Below are 16,458 nucleotides of genomic sequence, written 5' to 3'. Positions count from 1 at the left end.
TAGTATTAAAGCAATTCGCAGTTAATCTTTTATACAAACATTAACTCGTTACACCATAAATTACACAACAGAAAACTTTATTACTACCGTTAAAAATCGTCGATTCATCCATAGTTTTTCTTCATTATAAGACAATATCTAAATATGGAGAATATGGATTAAATCTTAATAATTGTATTGGGGAGGCTTATTCATTTAATGACTTCAGAGGTAAATAAAAGAACATTTTTTACTAAAAGCACACTTATTATCATTCCATTATTAATAATATGTGCATTTGCTTTTCATTACTTTTTCTTAAAATCAGACAATGTATTTTCTAGTACGGGAGATGCATTATCACAATTCAGCTTCTTTACATTCCTTTTACAACATGCATTTAAAGATGGGAATTTATTTTGGTCTTGGGATTATGGCTTAGGTGGAGATTTATTCGGGGAATTTAGTTATTACTATAGTACAGCACCATTTTTCTGGCTTACGCTTCTACTTCCTAAACTAAATTTTGACCAAATCTTTGAGATGAAGCTATATATGAGTATTTTAAAAAGTACATTAGCGATGTTATTCATGTATGGTTCTTTACGTTATCATAATAAAACTATTTTTTCTTCTTTCATTTCTGCCATTATATATGGAGGATGTGTGACTTTTATTCGCCATTCTTTATTATGGGATTTCATGGCAGATGCTATAGTGTTTTTACCTTTAGTAATATGGGGATTAGATAAATATATTTTAGAGCGAAAAAAGGGATTATTCCTGTTTGCAACAGCACTTATGCTTGCATCAAATTTCTATTTCGCTTTCATTACTAGTATTTTCATCTATATTTATGCCTTTTTCCAATATTTTGCTACACAGCAGAATAAAACAATTAAAACATTTATAACTTATTATATTAGAATTGCTTTCCTATATTCTTTATCACTAGGTTTAGCCGCTGTTTGCTTTATACCATCTGTAAATGGAGTATTTAGTTCAGATCGACTAGCTACAAAATTTACTATTCCATTATTTTTTGAAGATACGTTTTATAAAAACTTAATGGAAAGTATCTTTTTCATTAATAATACAGAGGATTATCAGCTCGCATTCCCAGTTTTCATCCTCTTCCTTATTACAAGTGCGCTTCTAATACGCAATAAACTTGTCACAAATAAGTTACTCTTTACTGGGTTTATGTTAGTTCTATATATGCTTCCATATACGTATTCCGTATTTAATGGCTTTTCCGCTATGCAATACAGATGGTTTTACTTATTTGCATTTGTAGTTGCGCAAACTGCCGCCTACATTTTAGATTGGATGCTACTTAACAAAAAGAAGGTCAACTCTTTAATAGGTCCTTTGCTAGCAACAGCACTATTTATTTACGCATTCTATAGAAAAGTAAATATAAACGGACAACCACTAGAAACGATTGATAAAATTTTAATCGGTACTACTGTTTTATCTATTATTACAATATTACTATGGCGCTATTTATCAAAAGCAGTCTTACAATCTTTCATTATATTGAATGTACTGGTCAATGTAATATGTATTAATTACATCTATTCAGATACAGCTCTTAGTAAACACTTTAATCAAGCAGGCGCAACAAAAGAATCATTACATGGTCCAGGTCTCGATAATAAGGATGAAATTGACGCAATTCATTATATACAAAATCAAGATAAAGATTTTTATCGAATTATCAATCCAAACAATAATTATAAGAATACACCGATGCTGCAAGGTTATCATGGTACAAGTACTTATCAAAGCTTAGTCAATCGTGATGTTCATGACTTTATGAAAAATAAGTACAATGTTTTCCAAGGATATGATAGTCCATCTATGTTCTTCCAGTTAGATAAACGACTATTCCTTGAGAACATGCTAGGGGTAAAATATTATGTATTAAGTGAAGGTGCTAATAAAACTGATATTCCGTATGGTTATAAATATTTACAACAAGTAGGTCCTTACAACATTTATAAAAACGAATTTGCACTGCCATTAGGCTATGTATACGAAGCTGGAATAAGTGATGAAGAATTTTCAAAACTTAATTTTGCTGAGAGAGATCAACTTTTATTAGATGCTGTAGTTGTAGATAATGTTGGAAGTCTTCCGTTAAAACAATTTAATACAAAACAGCTAGATTCAAAACAAATTAAGATTAATCCAAATAAAATTAAGTGGGAAAATATAGATAAAGAGAAAGATATACTCACTGTTCATGAAAATGGGCGTATAATAGTACCTGTTGATAATACCGATATGTTAGGTGATCTCCTTGTTGAAATTAAAATTAGAAATATAAATAAGGAATCATTTGGGGTTACTGTGAATGACAAATCTATGATAAAAGGTAATGAAGATGGCGCTTATGCTTACCCGTTAGAAAGATTTGTTTACAATTTAGGAAAAGATGCGAAGCCAACTGAGCTAATCATTTCGATCCCTACTCCTGGTCAATATGAGTTGAAAGACTTACAAGTCAACAGTACCAACTATAAAACTGTCCCGAAAAAAGTGAATACTTTAAAAGAAAATAGCCTACAAAATATTTACTATAAAGGTAACTACTTAAAAGGTAATATTAATTCTACTAAAGATGGATTACTATATTTATCTGTACCGTATAGTAAAGGATGGTCAATACAGGTTGACGGTAAAGAAACTGAGTTTACGAAGGCTAATTCTTCCTTTATTGGTGTTCCTATTTCAAAAGGGCAGCATGTAGTTGAAATGAAATACGTCACACCTTATTTCAAAATGGGTCTCGTTATTTCTATCATTTCATTTATCATTTGTATCTCGCTTCTAGTTCTTGGAGATAAGGATCGATATAAAAAATTTAAAAGTCGCTTTAAAAAAAGTTATTAAAATAAATTGAAGTAAAAGTTGAAGATAATTACTTCAATTTTTACTTCATGCCCAGTTTAAAATTACACCTAAGGAGGTCCTAACATGACCCTTTCAATAGTAGTACCTTGTTATAATGAGGAGAAGGTACTCAGAGCTTTCTATTCAGAGACTTCTCTTGAAATTCATAAGCTAACTACTGATTATGAATTTGTTTTCGTCAATGATGGAAGTAAAGATAATACACTAGAAATTCTACGTGACCTAGCCGATTCAGACTCAAGTGTGCATTATATATCATTTAGTAGGAATTTTGGAAAAGAAGCTGCTATGCTTGCCGGTCTAAAGTACGCTACAGGCGACGCTGTGGTTATTATGGATGCTGATTTACAACATCCACCCGAACTAATAAAAGATATGTTAGACGGCTATAATAACGGCTATGATCAAGTAATTGCAAAGCGAACTAGAACGGGTGATTCACCAGTACGTTCTTTCGTTTCTAGCTTATATTATAAAGTCATGAATAAATTCGTTGATATTGAGCTAGTAGATGGCATCGGTGATTTTAGACTTTTAAGTAGAAGTGCAGTCGATTCACTACTATCTCTAACTGAATACAATCGTTTTTCAAAAGGTTTATTTTCTTGGATTGGTTTCAAAGAACAAATTATTGAATACGAAAATGTATTACGTTCTGACGGAGAAAGTAAATGGACTTTCTCTAAGTTATTAAATTACGGGATAGATGGTGTAATTTCGTTTAACAATAAACCATTGCGATTATCTATATACCTTGGATTATTAACAACGCTTTTAGCTGTTTTATATGTAATCACTACATTTATTCAAATTACCGTTAGCGGCGTCGATGTACCAGGATACTTTACATTAATTTCTGCCATATTATTTATCGGTGGTATTCAACTCATTTTCCTAGGGGTTATCGGTGAATACATCGGTCGTATTTATTATGAAACAAAGCGTAGACCACATTTCATTGTAGCAGAAAAAAAAGTTAGTAAAGTAAAACAAAAAGCTTAGTAAAAAAGTTACTTCTGTAAATAGAAGTAACTTTTTTACTATTATATTTCCAAAAAAAATTAACGCAAAATAATTCTTGAAAAAAGATACATTTTGAAAGGATAGCATTATACTCAATAATTTAGTATCATGATTCAAGGTACTATTTCAAGTTGGACGGAGGATACTATGAGCTTATTAACAGTAGAAAAACTAGGCCATACATTTGGCGATCGCACATTATTTAAAGATGTATCCATGCGTTTACTAGCAGGAGAACATGTCGGATTAGTCGGTGCAAACGGTGTTGGTAAATCAACATTTATGAATATTATTACTGGTCAACTTATCCATGATGAAGGCCGTGTAGAATGGACACCTGGTACAAATTACAGTTACTTAGACCAGCATACAATTTTAACACCTGGTCGCACAATTCGTGATGTATTAGCTGACGCGTTTTTACCTTTATTTGAAAAAGAAAAAGCTTTAAATGAAGTTGCAGAAAAAATGGGAACGGCAACACCGGAAGAATTAGAGGACCTTCTTGAGCAGATGGCAGAAATCCAAGATGCTCTCGAAGCAGGTGGTTTCTATTTACTAGATATGAAAATCGAAGAGGCAGCAAGAGGTCTTGGAATTGATGCAATCGGTTTAGATCGTGATGTTTCAGCACTAAGTGGTGGACAACGTACAAAAGTATTACTTGCAAAGCTATTACTTGAGCAACCAGAAGTGTTATTACTCGATGAGCCTACTAACTATTTAGACGTTGAACATATTCATTGGTTAACGAATTATTTAAAAGAATATCCACATGCATTCTTATTAATTTCTCATGATACGGAATTTATGAATAAATGCGTTGATGTTATTTTCCATCTAGAATTTACAAAAATGACGCGCTATACAGCGACATACGAAAAATTCCTAGAGTTAGCCGAAATTAATAAAAATCAACATATAAATGCTTATGAAAAACAGAAAGAATTTATTAAAAAACAGGAAGACTTTATTGCAAAGAACAAAGCTCGTTATTCAACGACAGGTCGTGCAAAAAGTCGTCAAAAACAACTTGATCGCATGGAGCGTATTGATCGCCCGGAAACAGCAATTAAGCCAGAATTCTCATTTAAAGAGTGTCGTGCAAGTAGCCGTTTCGTCTTTGAAGGCGAAGATGTAGAAATTGGATATACACATCCATTACTACCAAAGCTATCAATGACAATTGAACGTGGTGAAAAAATTGCCATCGTTGGTTGTAATGGTGTTGGTAAATCAACATTACTAAAAACGATTTTAGGAAAAATTAAACCTTTAAGCGGTAAAACAAGTCTTGGTGACTTCTTAGAGCCTGCATACTTCGAGCAAGAAGTAAAAGCTGATAATATAACACCAATTGATGACGTTTGGAACACATTCCCTAGCATGGACCAACATCAGGTTCGTGCAATGTTAGCGAAATGTGGATTGAAAAATGAGCATATCTCTCGTCCGCTAAATCAATTAAGTGGTGGCGAACAAGCAAAAGTTCGTTTATGTAAGCTAATGGGTGAAGAAAGTAACTGGATCCTATTCGATGAGCCAACAAACCATCTTGATGTTACAGCAAAGGAAGAACTTCAAAAAGCTCTGAAAGCATATAAAGGGACAATCCTTCTTGTATGTCACGAACCAGAATTTTATGAAGGCTGGATCACAAAAACTTGGAATGTTGAAGAATGGTCACAAAATAATTCTTAAGTATAATAGAAAATCCTTGCGTTCTATATGCAAGGATTTTTTATATTATAGTATGCCGTAAGCCTCAATCGAAACTCATTTAAACTAGGATATACCGCTAAATTAGCAAGCATACCTCTAATGACTGGAATTCTTGGATTTTGCAATCTCATTTCTGCTTCTAAAACATCTAAAGTTACAAGTAACTCATCGTTTTCTAATTGATCAGCTAATGTTCGTTTAAATACAATAATTTCACTTAGAAAATGTTCCTTCACCTGTTCCTTAATAAGTTCGGAACTACAAAGAAATTCTCCCAGTCTCTCTTCATGTAGGACAGGTTCCTCCGAAGATTCTAGAAGCCCCTCTACTAAATTATCTATCCTCTGTAAAATAAAGGTCGAAACATAGGATAAGTCAATTTCCGGTGCATTTAAAATAATTAATTGTAAATAACCGTGGCATATTCCTTCTACCATAATTACCAAATCTAATAAATATGGACTGACTTTGTCACCATAAATGGACAGTAAGCTATTCCGATAAAATGCATGAGACTCTAATTTCATCCTCATCATAAACTCTTCTACTTCTTTATTAAACGGAATTGCATTTTCTCTTGCATGCATAATAATAAATTCTTTATGTTTTTGCACATCAGTAAACTGACAATATAATTGTTTTTCAAATTTTTCACGTGGTAATAAAGATTCTTTTTCAATATCCAGCATTTTCTTCTGAATCTTGTCATAATAATATCGAAGTGTGGCCAATAATAACTCATCTTTTGATTTGAAATATAAATAAAAAGCTCCTTTTGATATACCACATGCGGTTACGATTTCTTGTACTGACGTTGCATTTACACCCTTAGTTGCAAATAACCTCATAGCCATCTCTATAATTAAGCGCTCTTTTTCTTTCATATTCTCTCTCCTAAATTTAATCTCGCATCTTATGTAAATTCAAACTTGATTTTATTCCACATTAACTGAAAATAAAACTCCCCATATAAAATTTAATGGAGTAAATGGTTTATATAGAAGCCTTTCCATCTATAAAATCCGGTTAGTAAAAGCCAATGATCAGAAAAAGAATAGGAAACCGACTACTTACAGTTTGATTTTATTATACCATCTCTTTTCATTGACGACTGACCAATCGGTCAGTTATATTATGTATTAGACTGACCGATTGGTCAATACAATAAAAAGGGAGCGCAAACATGAACAAACTCATCAATTTCTCGTTAAAAAATAAGTTCGCGGTTTGGCTACTAACGATTATTGTTACCATTGCAGGCATTTATTCTGGGATGAATATGAAATTAGAAACAATTCCTGATATTACAACGCCTATTGTAACGGTAACGACGGTTTATCCTGGTGCTACGCCAGAAGAAGTAGCTGACAAAATTTCAAAACCGATGGAAGAGCAACTGCAAAATTTAAGCGGTGTAAACGTTGTTAGTTCATCATCTTTTCAAAATGCATCTTCTATTCAAGTAGAATATAATTTTGATAAAAATATGGAAAAAGCCGAAACGGAAATTAAAGAAGCCCTCGCAAACGTGAAACTGCCCGAAGGTGTGAAAGACCCGAAAGTCTCACGAGTAAACTTTAATGCCTTTCCTGTTATTTCATTAAGCGTAGCGAGTAAAAATGAATCTTTAGCTGCCTTAACAGAAAATGTAGAAAAAAATGTTGTTCCTGGATTAAAAGGACTTGATGGTGTCGCATCTGTTCAAATCGCAGGTCAACAAGTAGACGAAGTACAGCTCGTCTTCAAAAAAGACAAGATGAAAGAATTAGGTTTAAGTGAAGATACTGTAAAAAATATGATTAAAGGTTCGGACGTATCGTTACCTCTTGGTTTATATACATTTAAAGATACGGAAAAATCAGTGGTTGTAGATGGTAACATTACAACAATTAAAGCATTAAAAGAATTAAAAATTCCAGCTATCCCTTCATCACCGAATGGTCAAGGTAATCAAAATGCTGGCGCTGGAACACAAACACCACCAATGAATCCAGCCGCTATGAACGGCATACCAACGGTTGCATTAGAAGAAATTGCCGATATTAAAGAAGTCGGAAAAGCAGAATCTATTTCTCGAACAAATGGAAAAGAAGCAATCGGAATTCAAGTTGTGAAGGCTGCTGATGCAAACACAGTTGATGTTGTAAATGCAGTTAAAGATAAAGTAAAAGACCTTGAGAAAAAATATAAAGACTTAGAGATCATCTCAACATTCGACCAAGGTGCACCGATTGAGAAATCAGTTGAGACAATGCTTAGCAAAGCTATTTTCGGTGCTATCTTTGCGATTGTTATTATTATGTTGTTCCTGCGAAACATTCGAACAACGCTAATCTCTGTCGTTTCTATACCACTTTCTCTATTAATTGCAGTTTTAGTCATAAAACAAATGGATATTACGCTTAACATTATGACACTTGGAGCAATGACAGTCGCTATCGGACGTGTCGTCGATGACTCCATTGTTGTTATTGAAAATATTTACCGACGTATGTCGTTATCAGAAGAAAAACTACGCGGGAAAGATTTAATTCGTGAAGCTACGAAAGAAATGTTTATCCCGATCATGTCTTCTACCATTGTAACAATTGCTGTATTCTTACCGCTTGGACTTGTAAAAGGTATGATTGGTGAAATGTTCTTACCATTCGCCTTAACTATCGTCTTTGCTTTATTAGCATCGTTACTAGTGGCTGTTACAATCGTACCAATGCTAGCTCACTCCTTATTCAAGAAAGAGAGCATGAGAGAAAAAGAGGTACATCATGAAGAAAAGCCAAGTAAATTAGCAAACGGCTATAAACGTATACTTGAATGGGCTTTAAATCATAAAATTATTACATCAAGTATCGCTGTCCTTCTATTAGTTGGTAGTCTTGCACTTGTGCCAATTATCGGTGTAAGCTTCTTACCATCTGAAGAAGAAAAAATGATCATTGCAACGTACAAACCTGAGCCAGGTCAAACGTTAGAAGACGTTGAAAAAATTGCAACGAAGGCTGAAAAGCATTTCCAAGATAAAAAAGACGTCAAAACGATCCAATTCTCATTAGGCGGCGAAAACCCAATGAGCCCTGGTCAAACAAATCAAGCAATGTTCTTCGTTCAATATGATAACGATACGAAAAACTTTGAAAAAGAGAAAGAACAAGTCGTTAAAGATTTACAAAAAATGTCTGGAAAAGGCGAATGGAAAAACCAAGATTTCGGAGCAAGTGGCGGTAGTAACGAAATTAAGCTATACGTTTACGGAGATAGCTCTGAAGAAATTAAGCCTGTCGTGAAAGATATTCAAAATATCATGAAGAAAAATAAAGATTTAAAAGATATAGACTCTAGTGTTGCAAAAACATATGCAGAATATACTTTAGTCGCAGATCAAGAAAAGTTAAGTAAAATGGGGCTAACTGCTGCTCAAATTGGAATGGGCCTTTCTAATCAACATGATCGCCCTGTTCTAACAACAATTAAAAAAGACGGTAAAGATATCAATGTATATGTCGAAGCTGAAAAACAAAATTATGAAACAATCGATGATTTAACAAATCGTAAAATTACAACACCACTTGGTAATGAGGTTGCTGTAAAAGATGTTATGACTGTAAAAGAAGGTGAAACTTCTAATACAGTAACGCACCGAGATGGCCGCGTTTATGCGGAAGTTAGTGCAAAATTAGCATCTGATGACGTTTCAAAAGCATCTGCCGCTGTTCAAAAAGAAGTAGATAAAATGGATCTCCCTTCTGGTGTAGATGTTTCTATGGGCGGTGTTACAAAAGATATTCAAGAATCATTTAAGCAACTTGGCTTAGCGATGCTAGCTGCAATTGCCATTGTATACTTCGTTCTTGTCGTTACATTTGGCGGTGCCCTTGCACCATTCGCAATTTTATTCTCGCTACCATTCACAATCATTGGTGCACTCGTTGCCTTATTAATCTCTGGCGAAACATTAAGTGTATCTGCAATGATTGGTGCGCTTATGTTAATTGGTATCGTTGTAACGAATGCAATCGTGCTTATTGACCGCGTTATTCATAAAGAAAACGACGGCCTATCAACACGTGACGCATTATTAGAAGCTGGTGCAACGCGCTTACGTCCTATCTTAATGACTGCAATTGCAACAATCGGGGCTCTTATCCCGCTTGCATTAGGATTTGAAGGTAGCGGCTTAATTTCTAAAGGACTTGGCGTAACAGTAATTGGTGGATTAACAAGCTCAACGTTATTAACACTTCTTATTGTTCCAATCGTTTATGAAGCATTAAGCAAATTTAAAAAGAAAAAAGTAAAATAAAAAATAACCTCGCTGACTGCGAGGTTATTTTTTATTCCCAAACAAGATTAGGAAATCACCATATCCTTCTTTTTCTAAATCTTCTTTTTGAATAAAGCGTAGCGCTGCCGAATTAATACAATAACGAAGGCCGTTTTGTCCTGGGCCGTCTGGAAATACATGCCCAAGATGTGAATCTCCTTCTTTACTTCTCACTTCCGTACGCGTCATATTATGGCTAACATCCATTTTTTCTTTCACACTAGCTGACATAACTGGTTTCGTAAAACTCGGCCATCCACACCCACTATCAAACTTATCTAAAGAAGTAAATAACGGTTCTCCTGAAACGATATCTACATAAAGACCTTCTTCATTATGATTCCAATACTCATTTCGAAATGGTGGTTCTGTACCATTTTCCTGTGTTACATAAAACTGCATCTCATTGAGTTTTTCTTTTAAATGAGTATTATCTTTTGGCCAATGTTGTTTAATAAACGCATCTCGTCCTGAGCCCTTACGGTATAACTCGTAGCGGAATGTATTTTTCTTATGATACCCTTGATGATATTCTTCAGCTGAATAAAATGTAGAAGCTGGTAATAGTTTTGTCGCAATTGGCTTTGAAAAGCGCCCACTCTTTGCAAGCACTTCTTTTGAAGCCTCTGCTTTTTTATGTTGTTCTTCATTATGATAAAAAATTACCGTTTCGTAAGACTGTCCACGATCGTGAAATTGTCCTCCTATATCAGTCGGATCAATTTGTCTCCAATATATATTTAATAACTCTTCATATGGCATTTTATTTGCATCAAATGTAATTTGTACTGCTTCATAATGCCCAGTTGTTTCCGAGCACACTTCTTTATACGTTGGATCCTCTTTATGGCCACCTGTATAGCCTGAAACAACCTGTATAATCCCTTCCATCTCTTCAAATGGCGAAACCATACACCAGAAACACCCTCCGGCAAACGTAGCTAACTCTATCTTTTCATTTACAGCCATTATTTCACCCCTATTCTATCTTCTCCTTACAGTATGGCATAAGGAACGTCATGTTATAAAAGAAAAAGCATCGAACATCGATGCTTTTTCTTTACTTCAATTTATTTTTTTCAACGTCCTTCTCCATTTCATCACTTGTCACATCTAAGACATCTAATAAGAAAATGAAGATTGGAATACCGATAATAAGTCCCCACACACCTAAGAAATGCTCAGAGAAAATTAATACCATAAATGTGTAGAAGATTGGTAAGTTTGTTTTTTGAGACATAAACTTCGGATTTAATACATAGCTCTCAAGTGCATGAATTACTGTTACGATAACTACAATATAAACGACATACATAATACCGCCAATATTGTAAGCAATCATACAGAGTGGGAATAACGAGATAATAACACCCGCCACTGGAATTAAACCAAGCAAGAAAATCATTAACGCTAAACCTAGTAATTGCGGGAATCCTAATATCCATAATGCAATAACAGATAAAACACAGTTAACAATTGCAATTAAAAATTGTGCTTCGATTACTTTTCCAAATGAACGTGCAAATTTCTTTCCGAAATACTCTATTTCGTTATAGAAAATTGCAAGTCGGCTTTCTTTAAATTTCGAAGTAAAAGCAACGATACGTGCTTTTTCAAGTAAGAAAAATAAACTTAAAATTACAGAAAGTAAAACTTGAAGGCCAAATTTCCCAACATTCGTAATAGATTTATACAAAATGTCTACGCCTTGCCCCACATATTTAGAAAGCTCCATATGATTAACAGCATTAACTGCATACTTAATTAATTCACTATCAGGTGGATTTCTTAAAAATACATTAAATTGATAAATCAATTGTGAAATTTGTATTGTTAATACCGGTAAATATTTAAATAGCGTAATGGCAATTCCCGCCACTAACATTACATATAAAAGCGCTATAATAATTTTTCGATTAATTGGCATGAAATGATCTAATTTACGAGAAATAAACTTTTGGAATCGATCCATTAAATACGTCAACATAAACGTAATTAAAATTAAATTTAACATACTTTGCATCCCATACAATATGAGAGCAAGTAATACTAATACGATTAACCTCTGAAATCCTTTGCTTTGAAACAGGTTTTTTATTTGCATAATCGACGAGTACTCTCTCCTGTCCTATAAAGTAAAACGTTAACAAGTAGATCTCTCTCTATTTTCTACTTATAATTATCCTTTAATATTAAAGCCATTGCGAGCAATTTATATTCAACCCTAACCACCCGTTAATTGTGCTATATATTATGTTATTTCTTATTTTACAATACAATGACCTATTTCAGAACGCATTATACGTAGTATTAATGAAGATTTAAGGAAACTTTTATCCTTCAATAGGTCTTACCACTACTGTAACATAAAAAGCAAGCTATCAGTAGAAATCCGTCCTACAAATAACTTGCTTTTATATTTTTTTTAGTAAGTTTTATCATCCAATAAACGGCATGAACATTGGAATAACCACCACTGTTACGACACCAACCACTGTCACAGCGATACTGGCCATAGCTGCTTCTACTTCACCCATTTCGATACCTACTGCAACCCCTAACGCATATCCTGCTGTTCCAAGCGCTAAACCTTTAGCAATCGGATGTTTAACTCTAAATGTTTTTAAGAATAAAGCTCCTAATGCGTATACGATAACAGCATTAAAGATAACTGCAAATGATGTAATTGCTGGAATACCACCGATACTTTCAGAGATTGGTAATGCAATTGCTGTTGTTGCCGCCTGCGGTAACATTGAGTTCATTACAGCTGTATCTAGACCAATTGCTTTTGCGACAATGAACACAACAACCACTGAACAAATAGATCCAACCACGATAGCCGATAAAATTTGCCACCAATATTTTTTTAACTTATCAACTTGTTTATATAATGGAATTGCAAAGGCGATTGTTGCTGGTTCTAAGAAGAAGCTAATCATTTTTCCGCCAGTATTATATTCTTCAAAAGTAAAGTTACCTACTTTTAGAAAGACAATCCCTAATACCATCGCTACGAATAATGGTGTGAATAAGAAGAATCCTTTTGAATGCTTAAATAATAATGTTCCGATTCCGTATGCGATTAATGAAACGACGATTCCGAAATATGGAGTCATTGTGCTTGCCATGTTCATTCCCTCCTAACAATATATACTAAATTGGTTACGCAACTTTTCCGTGCTTGCGTCCTTTATTTACTACTTTCAATTCTTTCGTATCTTCTATTTCTTTATCGTCTTTTCCTAAAATAAATTGTGCAAATAATCCTGTTACAGCGAGTAAAATAATCGTTGCGACAACAATTACAGTTAAAATTTGTACAAAATATTGTCCCATTACACCGAGAGAATTAATAACCGAAATACCTGATGGAACGAAAAGGAATCCGATAATACCTGTTAAAGCCGTTCCGAGTGATTCAACTTGTTCCAATTTAATAACTTTTAAACATAATAGGCTAAATAAAATAACTAATCCGATCACCGATGAAGGCATCGGAATTGGTAAATGCGTTGCAATAATATTAGAAACTAACATAATAGCTGAAAATATGAATGCTTGTGATAAGAAACTATATACTTTTTTCGTACTCATTTTGGCCACCTCTTTCGATTTGGTACCTTTATTGTATAAGATAAAAACAAAACTGTAAGCGTTTACATAATAGAACGTCAAATATACAAAATTAGTTACAAAAGTGGGCAGACGAAATACAAAAAGCTGCTTCTTAAATACGAAGCAGCTTTTTAAGTTCTTTTGCATATGTACGGCTAACCGGGACTTTGGATCCCTCTTTCATAATTAAGTTATAAGTCGAATTAAACCACGGCTGTATCTCAGAAATATGATTAATATTAGCAACGAAACTACGATGAACACGCATAAAAATTGTTTGTGGTAATTTCTTTTCCAAAATGACAAGCGTATCATGTGTTACATATGTTTCTTTCATTGTTTTTACAGTTACTTTCCCATCTACAAGCCCTACATAAATAATATCTTCAATGTTAACAAGTACAATTGATTCCTCAATTGGTAATGCTAATTTATGCATCTCGGCCGTTACATCTACACTCTTTACATCTTGCTTTGTTTCTAACTTTATTTGCTTTTGTTTTTTATATTTCTTTAATGTCTGTACGATACGTTCTTCATCAAATGGCTTTAAAATGTAATCTAACGCATCTACTTCAAATGCTTGCAATGCATATTGATCATAGGCAGTAGCAAACACAATTGAAGGTGGGTTTTTCATTTTCTTTAATATATTTGCGATTTCAAATCCATTATCATCAGATAACTGAATATCTAGAAAAACAATATCTGGTTTGTTTTTCATTAATTCTTCTAATGCATCCTCTACACAATCCGCCTCACCAATTATCTCTACTTCTTTTGTTTTCTCTAATAAATATTTCAATTCATCCCGTGCTAACATTTCATCATCAACTACTAATACTTTTAACACTCCGTTTTTCCTCCTCTACTTTTTTCGGAATCACAAAGAGGATCTTTGTCCCTTGCTCTAATTCACTTTCAATTTGAAGCATTGTCTCTTTCCCAAATAACCCGATAAGTCGTTCATTAATATTATATAAGGCTGTTCCCGTCCCTTTCTTTGATGGAACTACCATTTTTCCTAATTGCTCTAGACGTTCACTCTCAATCCCTTGTCCATTATCCTTTACTTCAAAGTGAACCATCCCTTCTTTTTCAAACACATGTACCTCGACTTGGCACACTGGCTGCTTTTTCGGAAAAGCATGGCGCAATGCATTTTCAACTAATAGCTGAAGCACAAATGGTGGAACTAAAGTCACCTTTAGTGCCTCTTCAATGTACATCTTCACTTCATACTTATTCGGAAATCTCGCTTGCTCTAACGATAAATATGCATGTACATGATTCAACTCTTGTTCTAATGGAATAAGTAATTGTCGTGCCCCTTGCAAATTACAACGAAAATAAACGCTAAGCTGCAATAATAATTTTCTCGCTTTCTCTACATCTGTTCGGCATAAAGCTGATACTGTATTAATTGCATTAAATAAAAAATGCGGATTGATTTGTGCTTGCAACGCTTTTATTTCGGCATCTTGCAATAACTTACTTTGTAACTCAGCTTCACCTAACTCAAGCTGTGTGGAGAATATTTTCGCTAGCCCTTCCGCTAACTCTTCTTCAACACGACTTAATTGATTAGGGTTTTTAAAATAAAGTTTTAATGTTCCTATCGTATTTCCATGTGAAGTTAATGGAATAACAACTGCCGCTTGTAATGGACACCCTTCATGTTGACAATTAATAATCTCACGTGATTTTGCCTTCATTATTTTCCCTGTTTTTAATACTTCTTTTGATAAACCTGTTATTAAACTGTGTGAAGGAATATGATGATCTGATGCTAATCCAACGTGAGCTAAGATTTCCTCTGTATCTGTTAAGGATACCGCATCTGTTCCCGTAAAGCGGTGAATAATTTGTGCCACATGTTTACAAGACTCTTCTGTTAACCCTTGGCGGAAATATGGTAACGTCTTATCAGCAATTCGTAATACTTTATGCGTTTGCAAAGCTTTTGCGTTTTCTTCTTGTCGTAAAATAGCTAGTATCATCGAAAGTAAAATGAAACTGCCAAAACTATTTACAAGAATCATCGGTAGCGCAATTGTTTTCACAACACTAAGTCCATCTTCTATAATTAATAGAATCATAAGCATTTCTAAAGTAACGATAAAAACACTTAAAATCGCAGAAAATTTAGGAGTAATAGTACGGTTATATTTTTTGAAAATGTATCCAATATAACCTGTTATAATCCCAGCCAAAATTGATGAAATTGCACAACTTACTGCCGTCGTCCCGCCAAGCATATAACGATGAATACCCGCAATAGAACCTACTCCAATCCCGACGATAGGACCGCCAAGCAATCCACTAATTCCAACACCCATGATTCGTGTATTCGCAATTGTGCTGGATGATGAAACACCTTGTAACCAATTTTCATTCATAATAGTATTTCCTGCTATTTCAATCCCTGTGTAATTGCTTACAATTGTAAACACTGAAAAAATACAAATAAGCTTAAACTTGTCTACATATCCGTCTTGCTTATGAAGAAGACGCCGGAACGTTTTAATATGAGAGAGTAAAAATCCTAAAATAACAATAAGTCCGACGCGTTCAATCATCATAAGTACTAAATTTAGCATCTGTGATTCATTCCTTTTTATATTAGTTAGTTTTATTATGGGAAAATAATGAAGCGTGCGTCAAGGAGAAGGAAATGTTTTTTGAAATATTTTACACATAACTATCCCCTCTTTATTTGACAATCTAACAGAAGAGTGCTAAAAATAAAGTAATATAATACAGTCCTTTAACCCAACCCCGTGAGGTTGAGAAGGAAGTCGGAATATACTATACGTATGGTCTTTTTTAGGGATACGTATGCTTTTTTGGCCTTCTCATCATATCAGGTGAGAAGG

At 33.9% G+C, this 16,458-nt stretch carries 11 protein-coding genes; 4 read left to right on the top strand and 7 right to left on the bottom strand.

The window, feature by feature from the left end; genetic code table 11:
- Positions 1-198: 198 nt before the first annotated feature.
- The 3 genes from I6L50_RS05395 to I6L50_RS05385 all read left to right on the top strand — a co-directional run bounded on the left by I6L50_RS05395 (position 199) and on the right by I6L50_RS05385 (position 5,622).
- Positions 199-2,877, top strand: a complete 2,679-nt coding sequence (locus I6L50_RS05395) for a YfhO family protein (protein ID WP_219300749.1) — start codon at positions 199-201, stop codon at positions 2,875-2,877.
- A gap of 84 nt (positions 2,878-2,961) precedes the next feature.
- A complete protein-coding gene (locus tag I6L50_RS05390; protein ID WP_000175832.1) occupies positions 2,962-3,900 on the top strand; it encodes a glycosyltransferase family 2 protein in 939 nt (312 codons plus the stop codon).
- A gap of 168 nt (positions 3,901-4,068) precedes the next feature.
- Positions 4,069-5,622, top strand: coding sequence for an ABC-F family ATP-binding cassette domain-containing protein (locus I6L50_RS05385; RefSeq protein ID WP_002089888.1), 1,554 nt, complete (start codon positions 4,069-4,071; stop codon positions 5,620-5,622).
- A gap of 23 nt (positions 5,623-5,645) precedes the next feature.
- Here I6L50_RS05385 and I6L50_RS05380 read toward each other — a convergent pair whose 3' ends face one another.
- Complete coding sequence (locus I6L50_RS05380) at positions 5,646-6,527, bottom strand: TetR/AcrR family transcriptional regulator (protein WP_016127608.1); 882 nt, start codon at positions 6,525-6,527, stop codon at positions 5,646-5,648.
- Between the two features lie 299 nt (positions 6,528-6,826).
- Here I6L50_RS05380 and I6L50_RS05375 point away from each other — a divergent pair, with 299 nt between their 5' ends.
- Positions 6,827-9,943, top strand: a complete 3,117-nt coding sequence (locus I6L50_RS05375) for an efflux RND transporter permease subunit (protein ID WP_219300747.1) — start codon at positions 6,827-6,829, stop codon at positions 9,941-9,943.
- A gap of 24 nt (positions 9,944-9,967) precedes the next feature.
- Here I6L50_RS05375 and msrB read toward each other — a convergent pair whose 3' ends face one another.
- The 6 genes from msrB to lytS form a co-directional block, all read right to left on the bottom strand.
- Entirely contained in the window at positions 9,968-10,933 is a 966-nt protein-coding gene (msrB, locus tag I6L50_RS05370; RefSeq protein WP_113936132.1) for a peptide-methionine (R)-S-oxide reductase MsrB, read from the bottom strand.
- Between the two features lie 91 nt (positions 10,934-11,024).
- A complete protein-coding gene (locus I6L50_RS05365; RefSeq protein WP_113936131.1) occupies positions 11,025-12,068 on the bottom strand; it encodes an AI-2E family transporter in 1,044 nt (347 codons plus the stop codon).
- Between the two features lie 334 nt (positions 12,069-12,402).
- Positions 12,403-13,095, bottom strand: coding sequence for an antiholin-like protein LrgB (gene lrgB, locus I6L50_RS05360; RefSeq protein ID WP_219300745.1), 693 nt, complete (start codon positions 13,093-13,095; stop codon positions 12,403-12,405).
- 34 nt (positions 13,096-13,129) lie between these two features.
- The gene (gene lrgA / locus I6L50_RS05355) at positions 13,130-13,561 is read right to left on the bottom strand and encodes an antiholin-like murein hydrolase modulator LrgA (protein WP_000104908.1); all 432 of its coding nucleotides are present in this window, start codon (positions 13,559-13,561) and stop codon (positions 13,130-13,132) included.
- Between the two features lie 133 nt (positions 13,562-13,694).
- Positions 13,695-14,435: a LytR/AlgR family response regulator transcription factor gene (locus I6L50_RS05350; protein ID WP_002130151.1), complete on the bottom strand. Its 741-nt coding sequence runs from the start codon at positions 14,433-14,435 to the stop codon at positions 13,695-13,697.
- Complete coding sequence (lytS, locus tag I6L50_RS05345) at positions 14,413-16,182, bottom strand: two-component system sensor histidine kinase LytS (RefSeq protein WP_002089899.1); 1,770 nt, start codon at positions 16,180-16,182, stop codon at positions 14,413-14,415. The genes I6L50_RS05350 and lytS overlap by 23 nt, the downstream gene beginning before the upstream one ends.
- Positions 16,183-16,458 lie beyond the last annotated feature (276 nt).

The organism is Bacillus sp. FDAARGOS_1420 (assembly GCF_019344915.1).
Taxonomy (GTDB): domain Bacteria; phylum Bacillota; class Bacilli; order Bacillales; family Bacillaceae_G; genus Bacillus_A; species Bacillus_A mycoides.
The sequence above is the reverse complement of the archived record's forward strand: the minus strand, read 5'-3'. Positions and strand labels throughout refer to the sequence as shown.